Here is a 23,131-nt window from a genome sequence, read left to right on the forward strand (position 1 = left end):
GCCCTCTCTTATGAAGCTCGCTCCCGCTCAACTCGGCAAACACCTGCAAGGCGCGCTCGCGCCCGTCTATATCATCAGCGGCGATGACCCGCTGTTGTGCCAGGAAGCCGCAGACGCCATTCGCAGTGCGGCCCGCCAGCAAGGTTTCGACGAACGCCAGGTGTTCGCCGCCGACGCCAATTTCGATTGGGGGACCTTGTTGCAGGCCGGCGCCAGCATGTCCTTGTTCGCCGAGAAGCGCCTGCTGGAACTGCGTTTGCCTTCAGGCAAGCCCGGTGACAAGGGCGCTGCCGCGCTGATCGAATACTGCTCGCGCCCCGCTGAAGACACGGTGCTGCTGATCAGCCTGCCCAAGCTCGACGGCAGTGCGCAGAAGACCAAGTGGGGCAAGGCCCTGGTCGAAGGCCAGCAGACCCAGTTCATTCAGATCTGGCCGGTGGATGCCAATCAGCTGCCGAGCTGGATTCGCCAGCGTCTGTCGCAAGCCGGCTTGTCGGCCAGCCAGGACGCGGTCGAACTGATTGCCGCACGCGTCGAGGGCAACCTGCTCGCCGCCGCACAGGAAATCGAAAAGCTCAAGCTGATGGCCGAAGGTGGGCAGATCACTGTCGAAACCGTGCAGGCCGCGGTGGCCGACAGTGCGCGCTTCGACGTGTTTGGCCTGACCGACGCCGTACTCAACGGCGAACCGGCCCACGCCTTGCGCATGCTCGAAGGACTGCGCGGTGAAGGCGTCGAGCCTCCGGTAATCCTCTGGGCGCTGGCGCGAGAGTTGCGCCTGCTGGCCAATATCTCGCTGCAGTACAGCCAGGGCACGCCGCTGGACAAGTGCTTCAGTCAGGCGAAACCGCCGGTCTGGGACAAGCGCAAACCCCTGATGAGCAAAGCCCTGCAACGCTACTCGGCGCAACGCTGGGCGCAGTTGTTGCTCGAAGCCCAGCGCATCGATGCGCAGATCAAGGGTCAGGCCGCCGGTTCGCCGTGGATGAGCCTGAGCCGGTTGGCGCTGTTGATGGCGGGGCAGCGTCTGTCTTTGCCTGCTGAATAAAAGCAAAAGATCGCAGCGTGCCGCAGCTCCTACACCGATCCCTGTAGGAGCTGCCGAAGGCTGCGATCTTTTGATCTTTTTTCCCACACATCGGCTCGCCATCTGTCCTATAGACAGATGCCCGACATCGGCAGATTATTGCCCCCGCAACACCCACTAAACGAGAGATCCAACATGAGCAAAAAGCCATCGAAACATGGCCCGAACAAGGCCAAATCCATCATCGCCCAACCCCTGTTCCGCAGCCGCCAGGAACGACCGTCCAAGGGCAAAGGCAGCTACCGCCGCGAAGCCTTCCAGTCTAAAAGCTGGGAGGCTTCTTGCTTTCTGGCGGCCTGAAAGCCGGGTCATCAATTTGTCTGATCCGCTGCCTGATAGACAAAGGTCATGCTTTCATCCAGCGTTTTGGGAAAGGTGGTCTTGATGATCGGAATCGAAATACCCGTCAGCTCCTTGAATCGACGCTGATCGATCTGGACGTCCGCCAAGCCGGACTTGCCATCCCTGACATAGTAGAAAAACGCCTCGATCGGTAACGTCTTCGCCCGACCCGGCGCCCAAGTCTTGAGCTTTACATCGTTAGGAGTCTGAAATGTCCTTGGCGAGATTGCTCTACCCCCGATCATTCCCTGATAAAAGTTCGGCCCCGCCAGGTTATTGGCCGCGTCCCTGACATCAAAACTGCATACACCAAGGTAGTTATGACTCGTAGGGGCATATTTCAGATAGTTCGCCGCCCATTGCTCACCCGTACGAATATTTTGTGCAGCACACGCTACGGTGCCGGGGTTCCCCGCTATTTCACCGCATCCATTTGAAGTACGTAAGTCGGAACTTCCATCGATCGGGAAGAAACACAAAACATCAATTTTTTCCTTTCCCGCCGGCAAACTCAGAACCGGATAGAAGATCAGCCCCTTGTTATAGGTGAAGGCCAGACGCTGCATTTTGTAGTCGGAGCGAACATAGGAAAAAGATGTCCCGCCGACCCTTATTGCGGTGGGGCTTGGATCCCACACGTCAAACCCTGCAGCGCGCGCTGTGCCCCTGAGCAGAATCCCGGAGCACAGAAATGCCGGCATCGAATCCTTGCCACAGTTGACCCGCGTGTCACGGTAACGCCGGGTCAACTCAGCCGCCAGTTCGGGGCCGGTAGACTGGGTGGCCATCGACTGAACTGCACTTACCGCTGCAATGTTGTTATCTACAGATGAATTCTGCTCAGAGGTTGATTGCGACGAACAGCCAACCAAAACGCTTATCAAAAGGGGCAATAGCAGCTTTTTCATCTCGTGGCCCTCAATGGGTGTCTTGCCGAATAAATCGACCCCGAGATGCAAGTGAACCTCCGAGAAGGAATCCTCGGCAACTGTCAGATCTGACAGTTGATAAAGGTGCGAAGAAGGGATTACGGTGACCCGTACACGGGTTTGACGCTGATCAAATTCCCGTACCGAATCCCGATTTTCAGGGCGGGCATGTTAAGGTCTGTACCTGAATCGTATCCCCTGGAACCGTGCATGCCCTTTAGTCTTTCCCGTCGTTGGCCCGTACGCCAACTGATCGCTGCCTCCAGCTTCATTCTGCTTGTCGCGTGCGCGGAAAAACCTACCGCCGCCGATGCGCAACCCCTTCAAGCCGCCCCCGCCGCAACAGCCCCGGCAATCATCCCGCCGGTAGTGCCGTCCGCCGACCCGCTTGACCTTCAGCCAACCCAGACTTTCGCCGAATGGCAGGCGGGGTTCCGCAAGGACGCATTGGCGGCCGGGATCCGCGCCGATCTGTTCGACCGCGCGTTTGCCAATGTCAGCTTCGATGCCAGTGTGATCAAAGCCGACCGCAGCCAGCCGGAGTTCTCGCGTCCGGTATGGGAATACCTCGACGGCGCCCTGTCGCCGTTGCGGGTGCGCAAGGGTCAGGCGCTGATCAGTCAGTACGCCGACATCCTGCAAAGCATCGAGCAGCGCTATGGCGTTGATCGTCAGGCGCTGGTGTCGGTGTGGGGCATGGAAAGCAACTTCGGTCAGTTCCAGGGCACCAAGTCGGTGATCAACTCATTGGCGACCCTGGCCTACGAAGGCCGCCGGCCCGCATTTGCTCATGCACAACTGATCGCAGCGCTGCAGATCCTGCAACAGGGCGATATCACTCCGGAGAAAATGCTCGGCTCGTGGGCCGGCGCGATGGGCCAGACGCAGTTCATTCCGACGACCTACAACACCCACGCCGTGGATTTCGACGGTGACGGTCGCCGCGACATCTGGGGCAGCCCGGCCGATGCGCTGGCCTCCACCGCACACTACCTGCAAAGCTCAGGCTGGCAGCGTGGTCAGCCGTGGGGCTTCGAGGTGCAACTGCCGAGCGGATTCAACTACACCCTGGCCGATGGCGCGATGCGCAAGACCGTTGCCGAATGGCGTCAACTGGGCGTGATCCTGCCTAATGGCGGTCAGGCCCCGGCCGGCTCGGATCAACTGTCCGCCGCTCTGCTGTTGCCGGCGGGCTACCGTGGCCCGGCGTTCCTGATCCTCGATAATTTCCGGGCGATCCTCAAGTACAACAACTCGTCGTCCTATGCACTGGCCGTCAGCCTGTTGTCCGAGCGCTTCAATGGCGCAGGCCTGATCAACGGCACATGGCCGAAAGACGACCTGCCATTGAGCCGTACCGAACGTATCGAATTGCAGACCCTGCTGAGCGCGCGCAACTACGATGCAGGCACGGCGGACGGGATTATCGGCGCCAATACGCGCAAGGCAATCCGCAGTGCCCAGCAGTCATTTGGCTGGCCGGCGGACGGGTATCCGACGCATAAGTTGCTTGAGAGCCTGCGTAACCAATAAAGCAAAAACAAAAGATCGCAGCCTTCGGCAGCTCCTACACGGTAGATATCCAATCCTTGTAGGAGCTGCCGCAGGCTGCGATCTTTTTTGCTTCACCCACACACTATCGGGTGACCACATCCTGCTCCAGCATCAATTCCTTCTTCCCCGCATCCAGCCGCACCAGCGCCCCCATCGGCAGTGTCAGGTTCGGATCGCAATGCCCGCTGCGCCACCCCGACAGCACCGGAATCCGTAACGGTTCGAACGTCTGCTTGAGCAAGCGATTCAGCGCCTCGACATCGACACCAGCGACATCACCGACCAGCACCCCGCGCAACCTGGCCAGCTTGCCCGCCAGACGCATCTGCGTGAGCAAACGGTCGATGCGATACAGCGGTTCGTTGATGTCCTCGATCAGCAGAATCACTCCTTCCACGTCGATTTCATAAGGCGTACCCAGCGTCGAGGCAATCATCGCCAGATTACCGCCGAGCAAGCGTCCATGAGCAATGCCGGGTTCGACCGTGGTCAATGGATAAGCCACCGGATGGCTCAGCACACTGCCCGCTTTCAACTGACCGCGCAGCATGGCGAAGAATGAGGTGACAGTCGGCGGCTCCTTGTCGCCCAGCAGGTCGGCATTGAGCAACGGGCCATGGAAGGTCACGAACCCGGCGTAGCGGCTGATCGCCAGATGCAGCGCGGTGATATCGCTGTAGCCGACAAACGGCTTGGCGTGGCGGCTGAGCAGATCGTAATCGATCCGATCCAGCAGGCGCGGCGTACCGTAGCCACCGCGCAGGCAGATGATCGCGTCGACTTCAGGGTCAGCGAACGCGGCGTGCAGGTCGTTGAGGCGCACGTCATCGCTGCCGGCCAGATAGCCGTCCTTTTCGTAGACACCGGGGAACACTTTCAACGCATAACCGCGGGCACGCATCCACTGCACAGCCTTGTCAGTGTCCAGTGCACCGGGGCCGGCGGGGGCAATCACGCCGATCTGCCCTTCGGACGGCAGCGCCGGCACAGGCTTATGCGGAAAAAGGGTGTGGGTCGGTCGAACGGTCATCCATGGGTCTCCCTGTGTGAAGTCTTGCAGACACAGTAGTCAGGTCCAGAGACAAACAAAAGAGTGCGCGGCAGGCCCAAACAAAAATACCCGCCGAAGCGGGTATTTTTCGAGGCTATCTGCGCCGGATCAGGAACCGAGCAGTTCAGCCTTGACCAGTTTCGCCTGCTCGTCGGCGTGATACGAGGAACGTACCAGCGGACCGGAAGCAACGTTCTTGAAGCCCATCTTGTAACCTTCCTCGGCGAACCAGGCGAAGGTGTCCGGGTGCACGAAACGCTGCACCGGCAAGTGGCTGCGCGACGGTTGCAGGTACTGGCCGAGGGTCAGCATGTCGATGTCGTGTTCGCGCATGCGCTTCATGACTTCTATGACTTCTTCGTCAGTCTCGCCCAGGCCGAGCATCAGGCCGGATTTGGTCGGGATGTGCGGCATCATCTGCTTGAAACGTTGCAGCAGGGTCAGCGACCACTGGTAGTCCGAACCCGGACGCGCAGCCTTGTACAGGCGCGGCACGGTTTCCAGGTTGTGGTTGAACACATCCGGCGGCTCGGCGGCAGTGATTTCCAGGGCGATGTCCATGCGGCCACGGTAGTCCGGAACCAGGGTTTCCAGCTGCACGTTCGGCGACAGCTTGCGGATCTCGCGGATGCAGTCGGCAAAGTGCTGGGCACCGCCGTCACGCAGGTCGTCGCGGTCAACCGAGGTGATCACCACGTACTTGAGCTTGAGGTCGGCAATGGCGATCGCCAGGCTTTCCGGCTCGTTGACGTCCAGCGGCTTCGGACGGCCGTGGCCGACGTCACAGAACGGGCAGCGACGGGTGCAGATGTCGCCCATGATCATGAAGGTCGCGGTGCCGCCGGAGAAGCACTCGCCCAGGTTCGGGCAGGATGCTTCTTCGCAGACGCTGTGCAGCTTGTGCTTGCGCAGCAGGCTCTTGATCCGGTCGACTTCCGGCGAAACCGGGATACGTACACGAATCCAGTCGGGTTTCTTCGGCAGTTCGGTGGTCGGAATGATCTTTACCGGGATGCGTGCAACCTTCTCGGCGCCGCGCAGCTTGACGCCGGCTTCAACCTTGGGACGCGGGGCCGGGCGCTCGGTCACGTCGAGCGTCGGGATCATGGTTTGCACTGCATCAGTAGTCATATCAGTCGATTCCGCCCGTCAGGGTCGTCTGCTCAGCATAGTCGAGGTGTTTGACGAGCTGCGCGCGCAGCCGGGCACTTACCTCGGCAAATTCAATCGATCCTGCGTGGTCGCTCAGCTGGGTCATCGCCAGCCCGGCATAGCCGCAGGGATTAATCCGTCGAAACGGCTCCAGGTTCATATCCACGTTCAGAGCCAGGCCATGAAAGGAGCAACCGTGGCGAATCCGCAAACCCAGAGAAGCGATTTTCGCTCCGTCGACGTAGACGCCGGGAGCATCTGGCTTGGCTACAGCGGTGACGCCGTAGCTGGCCAGCAGTTCGATCAGGCACTGTTCCATGCGCGTGACCAGATCACGTACGCCGAAACCCAGCTTGCGCACATCCAGCAACAGGTAGGCGACCAACTGGCCCGGGCCATGATAAGTCACTTGCCCGCCGCGATCGACCTGTACCACCGGGATATCGCCCGGCAGCAACAGGTGTTCGGCCTTGCCGGCTTGGCCCTGGGTGAACACCGGAGGGTGCTCGACCAGCCAGATTTCGTCAGCGGCATCGCTGCCGCGTTCGTTGGTGAAGCGTTGCATGGCATGCCAGACCGGCTCGTAAGCCATCTGGCCAAGTTCGCGAAAGCCCAGCGTGCCCGGCATCACAACACCATGTGTACGAAACCGGTCGCCCGCAGTTCGCTGTTGATGTTGTACAGCTGATCCTGATCGGTCGCGACGATGTGCAGCTGGATGGTGGTGTATTTGCCGTTGCTGCTCGAGCGTTCGTCGACACGTTCATCGTTGATAGTCGCGAATTTCTTCACGATCTCGATGATCTTGTCTTTGTGCCCGACGCCCGTATCGCTGATTACCTTAACCGGATAATCAACCTGGGGGAATTCGATCTTTGGCGCCTTTACTTCGGTATCGGTCATGGCGTAACGGCCTCGTAAGCGTAAGCCGTGGTAACGCACATGGCCCCGAACCGGACAGGAACGGGGCCATGCAGGTCAACACTCAATCAGTTGAACAAGCCGTAGAAGAATAGACGGATGCTATCCCACATGCGGCGGAAGATACCACCCTCCTCGACAGCGTCCAGGGCGATCAGGTCAGCGCTGTGCACTACCTTGTCGTCCAGTTTCACTTCGACTTTACCGATCACGTCGCCCTTGGCGATTGGCGCGGTCAGTTGCGGGTTCATGGTCATGCTGGCAGCGAGCTTTTTCAGCTGGCCTTTTGGCAGGGTCATGGTCAGGTCTTCAGCCAGGCCGGCCTTGACTTGACTGGTGGTGCCTTTCCACACCGGGGCCTGAGCCAGTTCGGTGCCCTTCTGGTAGAAGGTCTGGGTTTCGAAGAAACGGAAACCGTAGGTCAGCAGCTTCTGGGTTTCAGCGGCGCGAGCCACTTCGCTGTTGGTGCCGAACACCACGGCGATCAGACGCTGGCCATCACGGACAGCCGAGGACACCATGCAGTAGCCGGCTTCGTCGGTGTGACCGGTTTTCAGACCGTCAACGGTCTTGTCACGCCACAGCAGCAGGTTGCGGTTAGGCTGCTTGATGCCGTTCCAGAAGAACTCTTTCTGCGAGTAGATCGCGTAGTGAGCCGGGTCTTCGTGGATGATCGCACGGGCCAGGATCGCCATGTCGTGAGCCGACGAGTAGTGCTCAGGGTTCGGCAGACCGGTCGGGTTCATGAAGTGCGAGTTGGTCATGCCCAGATCGGCGACCGTCTTGTTCATCAGGTCGGCGAACGCGTCTTCGCTGCCGGCGATGTGCTCGGACAGCGCCACGCTGGCGTCGTTGCCGGACTGGATGATGATGCCGTGCAGCAGGTCGCTGACGGTCACTTGCGAGCCGACTTTGATAAACATCCGCGAACCGCCGGTACGCCAGGCGTTTTCGCTGACGGTCACCGGGTCGTTCTCACCGATCTGGCCACGACGGATTTCCAGCGTAGCGATGTACGCGGTCATCAGTTTGGTCAGGCTGGCTGGCGGCAGACGCTGGTCACCGTTGTTCTCCACCAGCACGTTGCCGCTGCTGGCGTCCATGAGCACGTAGGCTTTTGCAGCCAGTTGAGGTGGCGACGGCATCATCTCGGCCGCGAAGGCGGCTGGCGAGAGGAGCAGCGGGACTAGCAGACACAGGCGTTTGGCAAAGGTGGTGATGTTCATCCGTCTCTCGAAATCGCTAATGGAAACTTGCCCGAAGGCAAAACTATTCAGACAGCCTTCTAACGGGCCATCGCGTGTTCAGTTGCTCACTCCAGTCACCCTTGCCGGGCTTTTGTTCTTCGACGAGCCAACAACCTGGTTCACCCCCCAAAACCGCAAGTGAACCGTCAATCAAGTGCTACGTTTCTTACTCGGTGACCACGCTCGGCGAGCCGAGATTGGCCAGGCGCACACTGTTCTGCACCTGGGCGATTTCACCCGGCGAACCGATCGGCCCCAGGCGTACCCGGTGCAGGGTCTGCTGATTGCGCACGATCGAGCTGATGAACACCGGAGCGCTCACCATCCCGCTGAGCTTCGACCTCAGGAGTTCTGCAGCGTCCGGGTTGGCGAACGCGCCCACCTGCAGATACTGGCCAGACGCTGGTGCAGAAGCGTTTTTTTTTGCGCTGATCTGTACAGGGACAGTGTCAGAGGCATGTTGCTGCGGCGGCGGGGTCCACTGCTCGATGGTACCGGCCGAGGCCGTGATCACCGGGGCGCTATTCTGCGCGACTTGCGGCTCGTTGAGCATCAGCGGCGCCGGACGGCCCTTGGCGGCCCACCATTGCTGCGGATCGATGCCCTCGACCTTGACCCGCGCGGTGCCGATTTCGGCATAACCGAGCTTCTTCGCGGCCGCGTAGGACAAGTCGATGATCCGGTCCGAATAGAACGGCCCGCGATCGTTGACCCGCAGGATCACGCTCTTGTTGTTGTCCAGGTTGGTCACCCGAACGTAACTTGGCAGTGGCAGAGTCTTGTGGGCGGCACTCATGCCGTACAGGTCATACACTTCGCCGTTGGCGGTGTTTTGCCCGTGGAACTTGGTGCCGTACCAGGACGCCGTGCCTGAGGCGACGTAGGTCTTGGATTCCTGCAGCGGGAAATAGGTCTTGCCCAGCACGGTGTACGGGTTGGCCTTGTAGGGGCCGGTGTGCAGGGTCGGCGTGGCGTCGGGGATGCGCGAAACATCCACGTCCCACCACGGCGCGCCGTCTTTGTGCGCGCGGTTGATGTCCAGCCCCGGCTGCGCACGTACGGCGGTGGACGAGGTCTTCTGGGTTGGCGCGCGGCTGGTCGAACAGCTGGCGACCAGCACCGCCAACGCAGCGAAAGCCACCAGCTTCAGGGGTTTATTGATAGGCAATGCCCGCATTACTTGACGCCCCGTGCTTTTACCAGCTCTTCAGACAGTTGATGTACGGCCATGGCGTACATCACGCTGCGGTTATAACGCGTGATCGCGTAGAAATTCTTCAGGCCCATCCAGTACTCAGGGCCGTTGTCGCCTTCGAGGCGAAATGCAGTAACCGGCATATCATCGCGCAGCGCATCATGACTTGACCAGCCCAGCGCCCGCAACTCTCCGACCGTTTTCGTCGGCTCGATGCCGGTGGTCAGGCCTTTATCGACCTGCTCGCCGCGCACATCGGCGCGACTGACCACCGGTTCCCCGGCAACCCAGCCATGCCGTTTGAAGTAACTGGCCACGCTGCCGATCGCATCGTCCGGATTGGTCCAGATATTGATGTGACCGTCACCGTCGAAATCCACCGCATAGGCGCGAAAGCTGCTCGGCATGAACTGCGGCAAGCCCATCGCTCCGGCGTACGAGCCTTTGAGGGTCAACGGATCGACCTGTTCTTCACGGGCCAGCAGCAGGAACTCACGCAATTCCTTGCGGAAAAATTCGGCACGGGGAGGATAGTCGAAACCGAGCGTGGACAGCGCATCAATCACCCGGTAATTGCCGGTATTACGTCCGAAAAAGGTCTCGACGCCGATGATCGACACGATGACTTGGGCCGGTACGCCGTATTCCTGCTCGGCACGGGCGAGAACGGCCTCGTGCTGGCGCCAGAAGTCCACACCACGGGCGATGCGCGCGTCGGTGATGAACATCGGGCGATATTCTTTCCACTGCTTGACCCGCTCGGCGGGTTTGGAGATGGCGTCGAGAATCGCCTGCTTGCGCTGCGCTTCGCGGAACACCGCCATCAGTTGCTCGCCGGCAAAACCGTAGTCGCGGGTCATTTCACCGACGAATTCGGCCACCTGCGGTGAACCCTCGTAATCGCCGGCCAGCGCTTCCTGCGCGCTGCCAAGGATGCCGACCAGGCCGACCCACGGCGCGTAACGAGTCGCCCAGCTGCGCATGACTTGCATTGAACTCTTCACCTTATTCAAACCTGTGCGATCCACTTGCGATGCGTATGAATCGACATCAAAACCCCAAACGCTGACAGCAGTGTCACCAGCGAAGTTCCTCCGTAGCTAATGAAGGGCAACGGCACCCCCACCACCGGCAACAGGCCACTGACCATACCGATGTTGACGAAAACATAAACAAAAAACGTCATGGTCAGCGCGCCGGCGAGCAATTTGCCGAACAGCGTCTGCGCCTGGGCGGTAATCACCAGGCCGCGACCGATCAGCAACAGATAGATCAGCAGCAGCGCGCAGATGCCCACCAGACCGAACTCCTCGCCGAGCACGGCGATGATGAAGTCAGTGTGGCTTTCCGGCAAAAAGTCCAGGTGCGACTGGGTGCCCAGCAGCCAGCCCTTGCCGAACACACCCCCGGAACCGATCGCGGCTTTCGACTGGATGATGTTCCAGCCGGTGCCGAGCGGATCGCTTTCCGGGTCGAGGAACGTGAGGATCCGCTGCTTCTGGTAGTCGTGCATGATGAAGAACCACATGGCGATCGCCACCGGTACGGCGGCGGCCAGCACGCTGAGGATCCAGCGCCAGCGCAGCCCGCCCATGAACAGCACGAACGCACCGCCGGCCAGAATCAGCAGTGACGTACCGAGGTCGGGCTGGCGCACGATCAGAATGAACGGCACACCGATCAGCATCAGGCTGATGCCGACGTGCTTGAGCTGCGGCGGCAGCGTGCGCTTGGACAGATACCAGGCAATCGTCGCCGGCATCAGGATCTTCATGAACTCCGAGGGCTGGAAGCGGATCACCCCGGGGATGTTGATCCAGCGCGTCGCGCCCATGGCGTTGTGGCCCATGATGTCCACCACCATCAGCAGCACCACGCCGACCACATAACCGAGCGGCACCCAACGCGCCATGAACCGTGGTTCGAACTGGGCGATGACAATCATCGACACCAGGCCGATGCCGAACGAAGTGGCTTGTTTGCCCAGCAGATCCCAGCTCTTGCCACTGGCCGAATACAGCACGAACAGACTGCCCGCCGCGAGGATCAACAGCAGGATCAACAGCGGGCCATCGATATGCAGGCGTTGCAGCAGCGTCGCCCGGCGACGCATCACATCCTCGCTGGAGAGCATGCGATCAAAATTATTCATCACGGGCCGTAGCCTCCGCACTGATAGGACCGGCGTATTCGGCCTTCAATCGACCATCCTGATCCAGAAGCCAGGCATCCATGACCTGACGCACCACTGGCGCGGCGACCCCGGAGCCGGACTCACCGTTCTCGACCATCACCGAAACCACGATTTTCGGGTTGTCGGCCGGGGCGAAACCGACGAACAAGGCGTGGTCGCGGTGGCGTTCCTGAACCTTGGAGCGGTCGTATTTTTCACCTTGTTTGATCGCGACGACCTGAGCGGTACCGGACTTGCCGGCAATGCGGTATTGCGCACCGATTGCCGCCTTGCGCGCAGTCCCCCGGGCGCCGTGCATCACCTGCTGCATGCCGTGGTTGACCTTGGTCCAGTCCGACGGATCGCGCAGGACGATGTCCGGCATCGGGTTCTCGTCTACCGGTTTGGCGCCTTCGATGGTCTTGGCCAGATGCGGGCGGTTCCAGATGCCTTTGTTGGCGACCAGCGCCGTGGCCTGCGCCAGTTGCAGCGGTGTGGACTGCATATAACCCTGGCCGATCCCCAGAATCAGGGTTTCGCCCGGGAACCACGCCTGCTTGCGTGTCGCGCGTTTCCACTCGCGGGATGGCATCAGGCCGGGGGATTCTTCGAACATGTCCAGCGAGACCTTCTGGCCGATGCCGAACTTGTTCATGTAGGCCGACAACCGATCGATGCCCAGCTTGTGCGCCAGGTCATAGAAGTAGGTGTCGTTGGAACGCATGATCGCCGTGTCGAGGTCGACGAAGCCGTCACCGGTGCGGTTCCAGTTGCGGTACTTGTGATCATAGTTGGGCAGCATGTAGTAACCGGGGTCGAACACCCGGCTCGACGCCGTCACTACGCCAGAATCGAGACCGGCAATCGCCACCGCCGGCTTGATCGTCGAGCCTGGCGGGTACAGGCCGCGCAGCACCCGGTTGAACAGCGGCCGGTCGATGGAATCGCGCAGCTCGGCATAGGCCTTGAAGCTGATGCCGGTGACAAACAGGTTCGGGTCGAAACTCGGCTGGCTGACCATCGCCAGCACTTCGCCAGTCTTCGGATCGAGCGCCACCACCGCGCCACGTCGCCCGCCCAGCGCGGCTTCGGCCGCTTCCTGCAGTTTGATGTCCAGGCTCAGAACGATGTCCTTGCCGGGAATCGGATCGGTACGCTTGAGCACGCGCAATACGCGCCCCCGAGCGTTGGTTTCGACTTCCTCGTAACCCACCTGCCCGTGCAGTTCCGGCTCGTAGAAACGCTCGATGCCGGTCTTGCCGATGTGATGGGTGCCGCTGTAGTTGACCGGGTCGAGGGTCTTCAGCTCTTTCTCGTTGATGCGCCCCATGTAACCCACCGAGTGCGCAAAATGCGCGCCCTGCGGGTAGTGGCGCACCAGTTGCGCGACCACTTCCACCCCAGGCAGGCGGAACTGGTTAACCGCGATCCGGGCGATCTGCTCTTCGGTCAACTCGAACAGGATCGGCACCGGCTCGAACGGCCGGCGCCCCTGACGCATGCGTTTCTCGAAGATCACCCGGTCCTCGGGCGTCAGTTGCAGCACTTCGACAATCACGTCGAGCACTTGCTGCCAGTCGCCGGAGCGCTCGCGGGTCATGCTCAGGCTGAAGCTCGGGCGGTTGTCCGCCACCACCACGCCGTTGCGGTCGAAGATCAACCCGCGGGTCGGCGGAATCGGTTGCACATGAACGCGGTTGTTTTCCGAGAGCGTCGAGTGGTACTCGTACTGGATCACCTGCAAGTAGTACAGCCGCGCAATCAATACGCAGATCAACAGCATGACCGCAATGGCCCCGAACACGACGCGGCTGCGCACCAGGCGGGCGTCCTTTTCGTGGTCCTTGATGCGGATCGGCTGAGACATGAGGGCAGGACTACTTGTGGTAAGGGTGACCGGACAGCACGGTCCAGGCACGGTACAGCTGTTCGCCGATCAGGATCCGCACCAGCGGGTGCGGCAAGGTCAGCGGCGACAACGACCAGCGCTGATCGGCGCGGGCGCAGACTTCCGGCGCCAGCCCCTCGGGGCCGCCGACCATGAAATTGACCGTGCGCGAATCCAGCCGCCAACGGTCGAGTTCGACCGCCAGTTGCTCGGTGCTCCAGGGCTTGCCGTGGACTTCCAGCGTGACGATCCGCTCGTTCGGCCCGACCTTGGCCAGCATGGCTTCGCCTTCCTGGCGGATGAAACGGGCCACGTCGGCGTTCTTGCCACGGGTATTGAGCGGAATTTCCACCAGTTCCAGCGCCAGCTCGGACGGAAGACGCTTGGCATATTCATGCCAGCCTTCTTCCACCCACTTGGGCATGCGTGAACCGACGGCGATCAGTCGCAGTCGCACAGCAATCCCTCACAGCTGGTCTTTGTTGAGCTTGGTGAAATGCTCGTGGGTGTTTTCCGGGCTGTGGTGCTTGGCGTCTGCCGCACGGCTTTGCTCGGCACCGGCCCACAGGCGTTCCAGGTCGTAGAACTGACGCGCCGAGGCAGTCATCATGTGCACGATCACCAGGTCAAGGTCGAGCAGCACCCAGTCGCTGTCGCCCTTGCCTTCTTCGCCCAGCGGCTTGGCGCCCTGCTTTTTGACTTCTTCACGGACCTTGTCCAGCATCGCGTTGATCTGGCGATTGGACGTACCGGTGGCGATGATCATGTAGTCGGTGATGCTCTGCTTGTCGCGAACATCGATGATCTGGATGTCTTGTGCCTTGACGTCTTCCAGGGCTGCCACGGCAACCTTGACCAGCTCGTCGCCCTTGAGCGGCTCGTTGGTGTTGGCGACTTCCGGCAGCGGTGCGCTCTTGAACGTGCCTTTGCGCTTAACTTTGCTTACGTCTTTGTCAGTCATATAAAACTCGTTTTGCTCGTATATTCGGCGGCTTGGCGATACGTGGATTCGTATCAGTGAAGCACGCCTTGTTCAGTTCGACGCACGGTACAGACCGTGCGCATCGATGTAGGCCAGGACCGCGTCGGGCACCAGGAAACGTACCGACTTACCGCTGGCCAGCAGTTGACGGATCTGGGTGGCGGAAACCGCGAGCGGTGTCTGCCAGACGAATGCAATCTGTCCGCTCGGCCCTTTCAGGGCCAGCGGGTCGCTCACCGAACGCGCTGCCAGCAGGTTGCGCAAGGCATCCGGCGGTTCGCTGTCGGCGTCCGGGCGCTGTAGCACCAGGATGTGGCAATGCTGGAGCAACTCTTCCCAGCGGTGCCAAGTGGGCAGGCCGCAAAATGCGTCCCAGCCCAAAAGCAGAAAAACCTGGGTCTCGGCGGCCATTTCGGCACGCATCAACTCCAGGGTATCAATGGTGTAAGACGGTTTGTCCCGCTGCAATTCGCGGGCGTCCACCACCAGCGGCGGCACTCCGGCCACCGCGCACTCGACCATTGCCAACCGATCCTGCGCCGACACCTGCGGCGTATCGCGGTGCGGCGGCCGGGCGCTGGGCATCATGCGCAGCTCGTCGAGCAGCAGCGCTTCGGCGACTTCCAGCGCACCACGCAAATGGCCGATGTGCACCGGGTCGAACGTGCCGCCCAGTACGCCGATGCGCCGGGGTCGGAGTTCGCCGTCAGGCAGCGGCGCTGTCAGGTCGAGGTCGGTCAAGTCAGACCGTCGCCTGGCCGCGCAACTGGCCATCACCGACCACGATGTACTTCTCGCAGGTCAGTCCTTCGAGGCCCACCGGGCCGCGGGCGTGCAGCTTATCAGTAGAAATGCCGATCTCGGCACCCAATCCGTATTCGAATCCATCGGCGAAGCAGGTCGGGGTGTTGATCATCACCGACGCCGAGTCGACTTCCGCGACGAAACGCCGGGTGTCGGCGAGGTTTTCGCTGACGATCGAGTCGGTGTGATGCGAGCCGTAATGGTTGATGTGTTCGATGGCCTGATCCAGTCCGTCGACCACACGGATCGACAGGATCGGCGCCAGATACTCGGTGCTCCAGTCGTCTTCGCTGGCCGCCACCGCGTCGATGATCGCCCGGGTGCGCTCGCAGCCACGCAGCTCGACGCCTTTCTCGCGGAACTGGGCAGCCATCGACGGCAGGAAATCCTTGGCAACACTTTGATCGACGAGCAAAGTCTCCATCGCCCCGCAGATGCCATAACGATAAGTCTTGGCATTGAAGGCGATGCGCTGGGCTTTGGCCAGATCGGCGTGCTCGCTGACAAATACGTGGCAGATACCGTCCAGGTGCTTGATCACCGGCACGCGCGCATCGCGGCTGATGCGTTCGATCAGGCCACGACCACCGCGCGGCACGATCACATCGACGTACTCGGGCATGCTGATCATCGCGCCGACGGCGGCACGATCGGTGGTTTCGACCACTTGCACCACGGCTGCCGGCAATTCGGCCTCGGCCAGACCGCGCTGAATGCACGCGGCAATCGCCCGATTGGAATGAATCGCCTCGGAGCCACCACGCAGGATGGTCGCGTTACCGGACTTCAGGCACAGGCTGGCGGCGTCGATGGTCACATTGGGCCGGGATTCGTAGATGATCCCGATCACGCCCAGCGGTACGCGCATCTTGCCGACCTGAATCCCGGACGGGCGAAAGCTCATGTCGCGGATCGCACCGACCGGGTCCGGCAGTGCCGCCACCTGACGCAGGCCGACGATCATGCCGTCGATGCGCGCCGGGGTCAGTTCCAGACGTTCCAGCAAGGCCGGCTCCAGACCGTTGGCGCGACCGGCCGCCAGATCCTGTTCATTGGCTGCGGCCAGCTCGGCGCGAGCAGCGTCCAGCGCATTGGCAGCAGCCTGCAGGGCGCGGTTTTTCTGCGCGGTGCTGGCACGGCCGATGACCCGGGAAGCTTCGCGGGCGGCGCGACCCAATCGGGTCATGTAGTCAAGAACGGACTCAGTCATGGTCTGCTGGGGTCTTGGCAAAGAGGAAAGCGGCAGATTATAGCTGTCGCGTCCCGGGACTAACAGCGGTGACAGGCGGATGGTCGAAATGGACTGCAATTTGCCGACGTTCAGCCGTAATTAAGCCGCGGATTGTTATCATCACGACCTCCTTCGCCTGGATAAACACCGTTTGCCATGTCCAACCTGACCGATCGCGCCATCGCCGAGCGCCTGCCACTGGGCCTCCCGGACGCTTTTTTCGACCGTGACGCGCAAGTGCTGGCCCGCGATCTGCTCGGCAAAGTCATCCGCCACCGGGTCGGCGATCTGTGGCTCAGCGCCCGGATCATCGAAACCGAAGCCTATTACTGCGCGGAAAAAGGCAGTCATGCGTCTCTCGGCTACACGGAAAAACGTAAGGCTTTGTTTCTGGATGGCGGGCACATCTATATGTATTACGCCCGCGGTGGCGATTCGCTGAACTTCAGCGCTCAGGGGCCCGGCAATGCGGTGCTGATCAAGTCCGCCTACCCGTGGGTCGATGAAATCAGCGGGCCGGCGAGTCTGGCGCAAATGCTGCTGAACAATCCCGATGCCCAGGGCCGGCCGCGTCCTTCGCAAAAGCTTTGCGCCGGGCAGACGCTGCTGTGCAAGGCGCTCGGGCTGAAGGTGCCGATGTGGGACGCCAAGCGTTTCGATCATGAGCTGATGCTGGTGGAAGACACCGGGCCGGCGCCGACCCAGATTATCCAGACCACCCGCCTGGGTATCCCCCAAGGCCGCGACGAACATCTGATGTACCGCTTCGTCGACGCCGCGTATGCCCAGTGGTGCACGCGGAACCCGCTGCGCCGGGGTCAGGTCGAAGGTCGCGATTATTTCCTGCTGTAAACACAAACCTGTGCAGGAGCTGCCGCAGGCTGCGATCTTTGCTTTTAACAGATCAAAGGATCGCAGCCTGCGGCAGCTCCTACGTAGGGATCATCAATGGTTTGGAGTTTTTTGGTATGGGCCCATGGCTCGATAGCGTGACCGGATGGCTGGCGGCCAATCCGCAGTGGCTGGCCGCTGCGGTGTTTATCGTCGCATTCGTGGAGTGTCTGGCCATTGCCGGAATAATCGTGCCTGGCACCGTGCTGTTGTTTGCCGTGGCCGTACTGGCCGGCAGCGGCGCACTGTCGTTGAGTGAAACCCTGCTGCTGGGCTTTCTCGGCGGGATTCTGGGCGATGCGGTGTCCTATTACCTGGGCCGTCACTTCCACCAGAACATTCGCCGCCTGCCGGGGCTGCGCCACCATCCGGAATGGATGGCCGGGGCCGAAACCTACTTCCAGCGTTACGGCATCGCCAGTCTGCTGGTCGGCCGCTTCATTGGCCCGCTGCGGCCGATGTTGCCGATGGTTGCCGGGATGTGCGACATGCCTTTCCCGCGTTTCGCCGCCGTCAGCCTGCTGGCCGCCGCCGGCTGGAGCGTCGCCTACCTGCTGCCGGGCTGGGCCACCGGCGCGGCGATCCGCTTGCCGCTGCCGGAAGGTTTCTGGCTGCAGGCCGGCATCGTTGCCGCCAGTATTGCGGTGATGGTCGGCATGAGCGTCAACAGCAGCTTGCGCCAGCATCGCCGGGCGACGATCTGGATCAGCAGCATGAGCCTGTTGATTCTGATCGGCCTGTTTATTGGCTATCCGTACCTGCACGCCCTCGACCAGGGCGTGATGACCCTGGTGCAGGAACATCGTCAGCCGATGCTCGATGAAATCGCGGTGACCTTCACCCTGATCGGTGAATTCCGCAATATGTTGATGTTCAGCGCCCTGCTCACCGGTCTGTTGCTGCTTTGCCGGCAATGGCGTCAGGCGATTTTTGCCGGCGGTACGCTGCTGTGCACGGCGCTGCTCAATACCGTCACCAAACAGTTTTTCGCCCGGGTCCGCCCGGAAGTGCTGACCGATCCGCTGACCAGCTACAGCATGCCCAGCGGCCATGCCTCCGGTTCGTTTGCGCTGTTTCTGGTGCTGGCGGTTCTCGCCGGTCGCGGACAACCGCCGCGCATGCGCCTGACCTGGCTGCTGCTCGGCTGTATTCCAGCGCTGTCGATTGCTTTGTCACGGGTTTATCTGGGGGCGCACTGGCCGACGGATATTCTGGCCGGCGCAATGCTGGCGGCATGCGTATGTGCGGCGGGCTTGTGGCTGAGTCAGCGCAAGGCACCGCTCAACGCCATGCCGTTCAAGGTCTGGTGGCTGATTCTGCCGGCGCTGCTGGCGTTGTTCAGCCTGTTCGTTCTGCGGCATTTGCCGGACACGATGTTGCGTTACGCTTATTGAGAATCAAAAGATCGCAGCCTGCGGCAGCTCCTACACGGTATTTCGTTCACACAGCGCCATCGTGCGCATGTCAAACCAAACCCATGTAGGAGCTGCCGCAGGCTGCGATCTTTTTCGATGGATCAGGCGAACAATTCGCCCTGCAGCTCATCAAGCAGCGCCTGGATCGCATCCAGTCGCTGCTGCGGATCGTCGAGTTGCAGCAGGTCGATCTTGTCTTCTTCGGCGAACGGCAGCAGATACGCCAGCTGATTGGCCAGCGACTGCTGCCCCAGCGCTTCGGTGCCCATGTTCAACGCCTCGACCATCGGGTGCTCGGCCAAGGCCTTGAGCAGCGCCACCAGATCGGCGTCTTCGTCCTGCAACGGTTGCTCCGGCTCATCGTCCAGCCACTCGACATCCGCAAGGATCAACTGATCGCGCTGCACTTCCGTGCGCAACACCTGAAAACGCCGCCCGCCCTGCACCCGGATCCCCAGCAGACCGTTGTCCTGTTGCTGGAAATCGGTGATCCGCGCCTCGCAGCCGACCAGCGCAAAGCCTTCTGGGGCAACGCCGACTTCATGGCCATCGAGGATGCACACCACGCCGAAACCGCCGCCCTGTTTCATGCAGCGGCCGATCATGTCCAGGTAGCGCGCCTCGAAGATCTGCAAGTCGAGGTTGCAGCCGGGGAACAGCACTGTGTTGAGCGGAAAAAGCGGCAGACTCATAGACATTTCCTTACACCACCATCGACACCGCCAACGGCAGGAACACCGCCGTGGCCACGCCCATCAGACTCATCGCCAGCGCCGCGAAGGCGCCGCACTCATCGCTTTCCTGCAACGCCACCGACGTGCCAACCGCGTGCGCGGTCATGCCCAGCGCCATGCCGCGCGCCTCGGGGCTGTGCACGCCGAGCCGGGTCAGCAGCGCCGGGCCGAAGATCGCGCCGATCACCCCAGTGATCAGCACGAACACCGCCGCCAGCGCCGCCACGCCACCGATCTGCTCGGCCACCAGCATGGCAATCGGCGAGGTCACCGACTTCGGCGCCATGGTCATCAGGATCATGTGCTCGGCACCGAACCACCAGCCGAGCAACACGCCCATGCCCGTGGCGACTACACCGCCTATCACCAGCGTAGTAAAAATCGGCCAGAACAATTGGCGGATGCGCTTGAGGTTCAGATACAACGGCACCGCCAGCGCCACCGTCGCCGGGCCCAGCAGAATGCTGAGGATTTCGGTGCTCTTGCGGTACTCGGCGTAGGTCAGGCCGCAACCGACCAGCACGCCGATCACCAACAGCATGGAGACCAGCACCGGTTGCAGAAAGATCCAGCGGGTTTTCTCGAACGCCGCCAGCACCAGTTGATAGGCACCGAGGGTGATGCCGATGCCGAACAGCGGATGATGAATGACCGAAGCCCAGGCACCTTGCCAATCGAAGAGCATCAAGCGTCCTCCGAGTTCGGCGCGTGACGCTTGACCAGCCGTTGCATCAGCACCCCGGCGAAGGCCATCGACAGAATCAACGACAGCACCAGCGCGCCGACAATTGCCCAGAAGTCAGCGGCAATGTCGCTCGCATAAACCATCACGCCCACCGCCGGCGGCACCAGCAGCAACGGCAGATAACGCAGCAGACTGCCGGCCGCGAGGTTCAGCGGCTCGCCGACTTCACCGCGAATGATCAGGAAAACCAGCAACAGCAGCAGGCCGATGATCGGCCCCGGCAGTACCGGCAACAGCAAATGGTTGAGTGCCGTGCCGAGCAATTGGAACAGCACCAGCATGGTCAGGCCACGTAACAACATCAGACATCTCCCCCCGCAAGTCCTCGGCATTATAAGCACGGCAGCGCTATGGATCGGCATTCGCCAAAAGCATGGCAGGTTGACCGGAGCAAATCGCCATGTTGATCTACAGTGGTTCGCAGGGCGGTCAAATCCCCCACCTGAAAAACTATAAAACCGATGAACCCAAGGAGAGTCTCAATGCCCTATGTTCCCGTTGCAGAGCTCAAAGATTATGTCGGCAAGGAACTCGGACGTTCCGAATGGCTCACCATCGATCAGGAGCGCATCAACCTGTTCGCCGAAGCCACCGGGGATTATCAGTTCATCCATGTCGATCCGGTCAAAGCCGCGCAAACGCCTTTTGGCAGCACCATTGCCCACGGTTTCCTGTCGTTGTCGCTGATCCCGAAACTGATGGAAGACATCCTCGTGCTGCCGCAAGGCCTGAAGATGGTGGTCAATTACGGTCTGGACAGCGTGCGTTTCATCCAGCCGGTGAAGGTCAATTCAAAAGTGCGCCTGAAAGTCGATCTGGCCGAAGTGACCGAGAAAAAACCCGGTCAATGGCTGCTCAAGGCCACCGCGACGCTTGAGATAGAAGGCTCGGACAAACCGGCCTATATCGCCGAACCGTTGTCGCTCTGCTTCGTTTGAGTCACGGGATGCGAAACAGCGCACGCTGTTTCGCATCAGCGCTGTTTTCCCGGCTGTATAAGGTCACATAGCTGCGGCATACTCGGTCGCCTAATTGCCCGGATCCCGCTATGCGCCCACTCGCTTCTCTTGCACCCCTTGCCCTGACCCTGATGCTCACCGCGTGCGGCGACGGCGAATCGCTGTTGCCCCCGGATGCACGGCTGCCGGACGGCGGACGCTATCGCGGTGAACTGGTCAACGGCTTGCTGCAAGGCCAGGGCCGCGTCGACTACCCCAACGGCAGTTGGTACGCCGGGCAGTTCGACAAGGGCCAATGGCATGGCCAGGGCGAGTGGCACGGCAGCAACGGCGAAGTCTATCGCGGCCAGTTTCAGCAGGGTCTGTTCGATGGCCAGGGCAGCCTGACCACCAGCGCCAGCAGTTACACCGGCGGTTTCAAGCAGGGCCGGCGCGATGGCGAAGGCACCCTCAAGGAAAACGCCATGACCTACCGTGGCGAGTTCAAGGCTGACCAGTATTCCGGGCTGGGCCGTCTGGAAATGGACGACGGCAGCTCCTATCAAGGCCAGTTCGCCCACGGCAAACCCAACGGCGAAGGCCAGCGCGGCGACGCCAGCGGCAATACGTTCAGCGGCCATTTCGTCAACGGTCAGCTCGAAGGCAATGGCACGTTCAACAGTGCCGATGGCGACATCTATGTCGGCGGCTTCAAGAACAGCCAGCTGCACGGCAAGGGCCGCTACGAGAACGCCGACGGCGACGTGTGGCTCGGCCAGTTCAAGGAAGGCGCGCTGACCGGCAAGGGCGAATTGATCGGCGCCGACGGCAGCCACTACATCGGCTACTTCAACGACTGGCGCTTCAGCGGCCAGGGCCGTTTGAACCTGTCTGACGGCAGCTTCTACATCGGCGGGTTCGACGGCGACAGCTACGCCGGGCGCGGCACTCTGGTGCTGACTGACGGCACCGTGCTCAGCGGCACGTGGATCAACGGCCAGCGCGTACGTGACGCCGACGGCAAGCTGTTGCCCGACACCCTCGAACTCGGCTTGCTGGCCCAAGGGCGTCTGCTTGATGACGCACTGGCCGCCGTGCCCGCCTCGACGCCGGCAGTCGAGCTGTACACCCTGACCCTCGGCGGCGACGGCAAGCAAAGCGTGTTCCTGCGCGAGTCCGATTACGTCGCCAACATGCTCACTACGCGTTTCGGCGCTTATGGCCAGATTCGTCTGGTCAACCACCGCGACCACCTCGTCGACCGGCCGATGGCCACTCGCGAAAACCTGCGCCGCGCCGCGCAGACCCTCGCTGAACGCAGCGGCCCGGAAGACCTGGTGTTCATCTACCTGACCAGCCACGGCACCGCCGAACACGAACTGGTGCTCGATCAGCCGCGCATGGAGCTCGCCGATCTGCCCGCCGACGAACTCGCCGCCGTGCTTGCGCCACTGAAAAATCGCGACAAGGTGATCGTGATCTCATCGTGCTATTCCGGCGGCTTCATCCCCGCGCTGAAAGATGAGCGCACCCTGATCATGACCGCCTCGCGCGCCGACCGCGTGTCGTTCGGTTGCTCCGAAGAAGCCAACTTCACCTACTTCGGCGATGCCTTGTTCGCTCAGGCTCTGAACCAGACCGACGATCTGGAGCAGGCCTTCAAACTGGCCAAGGCCACCGTCGCCGAGCGCGAACTGGCGGACAACTTCGAAGCTTCGGAGCCACAGATCTGGGCACCGAAAACCGTGCTGGCGCACTGGCAACTGCTGCGTAAACAGCAGGCAAGAAAAGCGTTGCAGAGTGCTGCATTGAACGACGGAGCAACAAACAGCAACTAAGCTGAACAGTATCA

Annotated in this window: 24 protein-coding genes; 7 read left to right on the plus strand and 17 right to left on the minus strand. The window is 61.3% G+C overall.

Annotated elements, in window-relative coordinates:
* Positions 1-10: 10 nt before the first annotated feature.
* Complete coding sequence (holA, locus tag JN524_RS21165) at positions 11-1,048, plus strand: DNA polymerase III subunit delta (protein ID WP_202370589.1); 1,038 nt, start codon at positions 11-13, stop codon at positions 1,046-1,048.
* A 174-nt stretch (positions 1,049-1,222) separates the two neighbouring features.
* A complete protein-coding gene (gene arfA / locus JN524_RS21170; protein WP_202370590.1) occupies positions 1,223-1,387 on the plus strand; it encodes an alternative ribosome rescue factor ArfA in 165 nt (54 codons plus the stop codon).
* 11 nt (positions 1,388-1,398) lie between these two features.
* Here the strand turns inward: arfA and JN524_RS21175 are convergent, their stop codons facing one another.
* A complete protein-coding gene (locus JN524_RS21175) occupies positions 1,399-2,388 on the minus strand; it encodes a halovibrin HvnA (RefSeq protein WP_202370591.1) in 990 nt (329 codons plus the stop codon).
* Positions 2,389-2,568: 180 nt separating this feature from the next.
* Here JN524_RS21175 and JN524_RS21180 point away from each other — a divergent pair, with 180 nt between their 5' ends.
* Positions 2,569-3,891 carry a lytic murein transglycosylase gene (locus JN524_RS21180; protein ID WP_202370592.1) on the plus strand — a complete coding sequence of 441 codons (1,323 nt, stop codon included), beginning with the start codon at positions 2,569-2,571 and terminating at the stop codon, positions 3,889-3,891.
* 103 nt (positions 3,892-3,994) lie between these two features.
* On the opposite strand, the gene JN524_RS21185 is transcribed toward JN524_RS21180, so the two are convergent.
* From JN524_RS21185 to JN524_RS21245, 13 genes are all read right to left on the minus strand, one after another.
* Positions 3,995-4,942: a S66 peptidase family protein gene (locus JN524_RS21185; protein ID WP_202370593.1), complete on the minus strand. Its 948-nt coding sequence runs from the start codon at positions 4,940-4,942 to the stop codon at positions 3,995-3,997.
* A 129-nt stretch (positions 4,943-5,071) separates the two neighbouring features.
* Positions 5,072-6,070, minus strand: coding sequence for a lipoyl synthase (lipA, locus tag JN524_RS21190; RefSeq protein WP_160768663.1), 999 nt, complete (start codon positions 6,068-6,070; stop codon positions 5,072-5,074).
* A gap of 25 nt (positions 6,071-6,095) precedes the next feature.
* A complete protein-coding gene (gene lipB, locus JN524_RS21195; protein WP_202370594.1) occupies positions 6,096-6,743 on the minus strand; it encodes a lipoyl(octanoyl) transferase LipB in 648 nt (215 codons plus the stop codon).
* Positions 6,743-7,018 carry a DUF493 domain-containing protein gene (locus JN524_RS21200; protein WP_003228544.1) on the minus strand — a complete coding sequence of 92 codons (276 nt, stop codon included), beginning with the start codon at positions 7,016-7,018 and terminating at the stop codon, positions 6,743-6,745. Before JN524_RS21200 ends, lipB begins: the two co-directional genes overlap by 1 nt.
* A gap of 86 nt (positions 7,019-7,104) precedes the next feature.
* Positions 7,105-8,262: a D-alanyl-D-alanine carboxypeptidase family protein gene (locus tag JN524_RS21205; protein WP_003228546.1), complete on the minus strand. Its 1,158-nt coding sequence runs from the start codon at positions 8,260-8,262 to the stop codon at positions 7,105-7,107.
* Between the two features lie 187 nt (positions 8,263-8,449).
* Positions 8,450-9,460: a septal ring lytic transglycosylase RlpA family protein gene (locus tag JN524_RS21210; RefSeq protein ID WP_007960588.1), complete on the minus strand. Its 1,011-nt coding sequence runs from the start codon at positions 9,458-9,460 to the stop codon at positions 8,450-8,452.
* A complete protein-coding gene (mltB, locus tag JN524_RS21215; RefSeq protein ID WP_202370595.1) occupies positions 9,460-10,470 on the minus strand; it encodes a lytic murein transglycosylase B in 1,011 nt (336 codons plus the stop codon). Before mltB ends, JN524_RS21210 begins: the two co-directional genes overlap by 1 nt.
* 17 nt (positions 10,471-10,487) lie before the next feature.
* Complete coding sequence (gene rodA / locus JN524_RS21220; RefSeq protein ID WP_047296919.1) at positions 10,488-11,591, minus strand: rod shape-determining protein RodA; 1,104 nt, start codon at positions 11,589-11,591, stop codon at positions 10,488-10,490.
* A 31-nt stretch (positions 11,592-11,622) separates the two neighbouring features.
* The gene (gene mrdA, locus JN524_RS21225; protein ID WP_027612897.1) at positions 11,623-13,518 is read right to left on the minus strand and encodes a penicillin-binding protein 2; all 1,896 of its coding nucleotides are present in this window, start codon (positions 13,516-13,518) and stop codon (positions 11,623-11,625) included.
* Between the two features lie 10 nt (positions 13,519-13,528).
* The gene (gene rlmH / locus JN524_RS21230; RefSeq protein ID WP_003185785.1) at positions 13,529-13,996 is read right to left on the minus strand and encodes a 23S rRNA (pseudouridine(1915)-N(3))-methyltransferase RlmH; all 468 of its coding nucleotides are present in this window, start codon (positions 13,994-13,996) and stop codon (positions 13,529-13,531) included.
* 9 nt (positions 13,997-14,005) lie between these two features.
* Entirely contained in the window at positions 14,006-14,500 is a 495-nt protein-coding gene (gene rsfS, locus JN524_RS21235; protein WP_007960601.1) for a ribosome silencing factor, read from the minus strand.
* A 72-nt stretch (positions 14,501-14,572) separates the two neighbouring features.
* A complete protein-coding gene (gene nadD / locus JN524_RS21240) occupies positions 14,573-15,295 on the minus strand; it encodes a nicotinate-nucleotide adenylyltransferase (protein ID WP_049827899.1) in 723 nt (240 codons plus the stop codon).
* Positions 15,264-16,535: a glutamate-5-semialdehyde dehydrogenase gene (locus tag JN524_RS21245; protein ID WP_095139181.1), complete on the minus strand. Its 1,272-nt coding sequence runs from the start codon at positions 16,533-16,535 to the stop codon at positions 15,264-15,266. The genes nadD and JN524_RS21245 overlap by 32 nt, the downstream gene beginning before the upstream one ends.
* 177 nt (positions 16,536-16,712) lie before the next feature.
* Here JN524_RS21245 and JN524_RS21250 point away from each other — a divergent pair, with 177 nt between their 5' ends.
* Positions 16,713-17,408 carry a DNA-3-methyladenine glycosylase gene (locus JN524_RS21250; RefSeq protein ID WP_202370596.1) on the plus strand — a complete coding sequence of 232 codons (696 nt, stop codon included), beginning with the start codon at positions 16,713-16,715 and terminating at the stop codon, positions 17,406-17,408.
* 116 nt (positions 17,409-17,524) lie between these two features.
* Positions 17,525-18,841 carry a bifunctional DedA family/phosphatase PAP2 family protein gene (locus JN524_RS21255; protein ID WP_202370597.1) on the plus strand — a complete coding sequence of 439 codons (1,317 nt, stop codon included), beginning with the start codon at positions 17,525-17,527 and terminating at the stop codon, positions 18,839-18,841.
* Positions 18,842-18,963: 122 nt separating this feature from the next.
* On the opposite strand, the gene JN524_RS21260 is transcribed toward JN524_RS21255, so the two are convergent.
* From JN524_RS21260 to JN524_RS21270, 3 genes are read right to left on the minus strand one after another with little or no spacing between them, the layout of a single operon-like run.
* The gene (locus tag JN524_RS21260) at positions 18,964-19,554 is read right to left on the minus strand and encodes an LON peptidase substrate-binding domain-containing protein (protein WP_007960613.1); all 591 of its coding nucleotides are present in this window, start codon (positions 19,552-19,554) and stop codon (positions 18,964-18,966) included.
* A 10-nt stretch (positions 19,555-19,564) separates the two neighbouring features.
* Positions 19,565-20,281, minus strand: coding sequence for an LrgB family protein (locus JN524_RS21265; RefSeq protein WP_007960614.1), 717 nt, complete (start codon positions 20,279-20,281; stop codon positions 19,565-19,567).
* Positions 20,281-20,643 carry a CidA/LrgA family protein gene (locus JN524_RS21270; RefSeq protein ID WP_007960615.1) on the minus strand — a complete coding sequence of 121 codons (363 nt, stop codon included), beginning with the start codon at positions 20,641-20,643 and terminating at the stop codon, positions 20,281-20,283. The genes JN524_RS21265 and JN524_RS21270 overlap by 1 nt, the downstream gene beginning before the upstream one ends.
* A gap of 180 nt (positions 20,644-20,823) precedes the next feature.
* Here JN524_RS21270 and JN524_RS21275 point away from each other — a divergent pair, with 180 nt between their 5' ends.
* The gene (locus tag JN524_RS21275) at positions 20,824-21,279 is read left to right on the plus strand and encodes a MaoC family dehydratase (protein WP_003228575.1); all 456 of its coding nucleotides are present in this window, start codon (positions 20,824-20,826) and stop codon (positions 21,277-21,279) included.
* A gap of 110 nt (positions 21,280-21,389) precedes the next feature.
* Positions 21,390-23,117: a C13 family peptidase gene (locus JN524_RS21280; RefSeq protein ID WP_202370598.1), complete on the plus strand. Its 1,728-nt coding sequence runs from the start codon at positions 21,390-21,392 to the stop codon at positions 23,115-23,117.
* The last annotated feature ends 14 nt before the right edge of the window (positions 23,118-23,131 follow it).

The organism is Pseudomonas sp. MWU318 (assembly GCF_016756945.1).
Classification (GTDB): Bacteria; Pseudomonadota; Gammaproteobacteria; order Pseudomonadales; family Pseudomonadaceae; genus Aquipseudomonas; species Aquipseudomonas putida_A.

Bases quoted from the DNA above. Each gene is read 5' to 3' on its own strand.
- holA (WP_202370589.1), top strand. From the start codon at position 11: ATGAAGCTCGCTCCCGCTCAACTCGGCAAACACCTGCAAGGCGCGCTC.
- arfA (WP_202370590.1), top strand. From the start codon at position 1,223: ATGAGCAAAAAGCCATCGAAACATGGCCCGAACAAGGCCAAATCCATC.
- JN524_RS21180 (WP_202370592.1), top strand. From the start codon at position 2,569: ATGCCCTTTAGTCTTTCCCGTCGTTGGCCCGTACGCCAACTGATCGCT.
- JN524_RS21185 (WP_202370593.1), bottom strand. From the start codon at position 4,942: ATGACCGTTCGACCGACCCACACCCTTTTTCCGCATAAGCCTGTGCCG.
- lipA (WP_160768663.1), bottom strand. From the start codon at position 6,070: ATGATCCCGACGCTCGACGTGACCGAGCGCCCGGCCCCGCGTCCCAAG.
- lipB (WP_202370594.1), bottom strand. From the start codon at position 6,743: ATGCCGGGCACGCTGGGCTTTCGCGAACTTGGCCAGATGGCTTACGAG.
- JN524_RS21200 (WP_003228544.1), bottom strand. From the start codon at position 7,018: ATGACCGATACCGAAGTAAAGGCGCCAAAGATCGAATTCCCCCAGGTT.
- JN524_RS21205 (WP_003228546.1), bottom strand. From the start codon at position 8,262: ATGAACATCACCACCTTTGCCAAACGCCTGTGTCTGCTAGTCCCGCTG.
- JN524_RS21210 (WP_007960588.1), bottom strand. From the start codon at position 9,460: ATGCGGGCATTGCCTATCAATAAACCCCTGAAGCTGGTGGCTTTCGCT.
- mltB (WP_202370595.1), bottom strand. From the start codon at position 10,470: ATGCAAGTCATGCGCAGCTGGGCGACTCGTTACGCGCCGTGGGTCGGC.
- rodA (WP_047296919.1), bottom strand. From the start codon at position 11,591: ATGCGTCGCCGGGCGACGCTGCTGCAACGCCTGCATATCGATGGCCCG.
- mrdA (WP_027612897.1), bottom strand. From the start codon at position 13,518: ATGTCTCAGCCGATCCGCATCAAGGACCACGAAAAGGACGCCCGCCTG.
- rsfS (WP_007960601.1), bottom strand. From the start codon at position 14,500: ATGACTGACAAAGACGTAAGCAAAGTTAAGCGCAAAGGCACGTTCAAG.
- nadD (WP_049827899.1), bottom strand. From the start codon at position 15,295: ATGGCCAGTTGCGCGGCCAGGCGACGGTCTGACTTGACCGACCTCGAC.
- JN524_RS21245 (WP_095139181.1), bottom strand. From the start codon at position 16,535: ATGACTGAGTCCGTTCTTGACTACATGACCCGATTGGGTCGCGCCGCC.
- JN524_RS21250 (WP_202370596.1), top strand. From the start codon at position 16,713: ATGTCCAACCTGACCGATCGCGCCATCGCCGAGCGCCTGCCACTGGGC.
- JN524_RS21255 (WP_202370597.1), top strand. From the start codon at position 17,525: ATGGGCCCATGGCTCGATAGCGTGACCGGATGGCTGGCGGCCAATCCG.
- JN524_RS21260 (WP_007960613.1), bottom strand. From the start codon at position 19,554: ATGAGTCTGCCGCTTTTTCCGCTCAACACAGTGCTGTTCCCCGGCTGC.
- JN524_RS21265 (WP_007960614.1), bottom strand. From the start codon at position 20,281: ATGCTCTTCGATTGGCAAGGTGCCTGGGCTTCGGTCATTCATCATCCG.
- JN524_RS21270 (WP_007960615.1), bottom strand. From the start codon at position 20,643: ATGTTGTTACGTGGCCTGACCATGCTGGTGCTGTTCCAATTGCTCGGC.
- JN524_RS21275 (WP_003228575.1), top strand. From the start codon at position 20,824: ATGCCCTATGTTCCCGTTGCAGAGCTCAAAGATTATGTCGGCAAGGAA.
- JN524_RS21280 (WP_202370598.1), top strand. From the start codon at position 21,390: ATGCGCCCACTCGCTTCTCTTGCACCCCTTGCCCTGACCCTGATGCTC.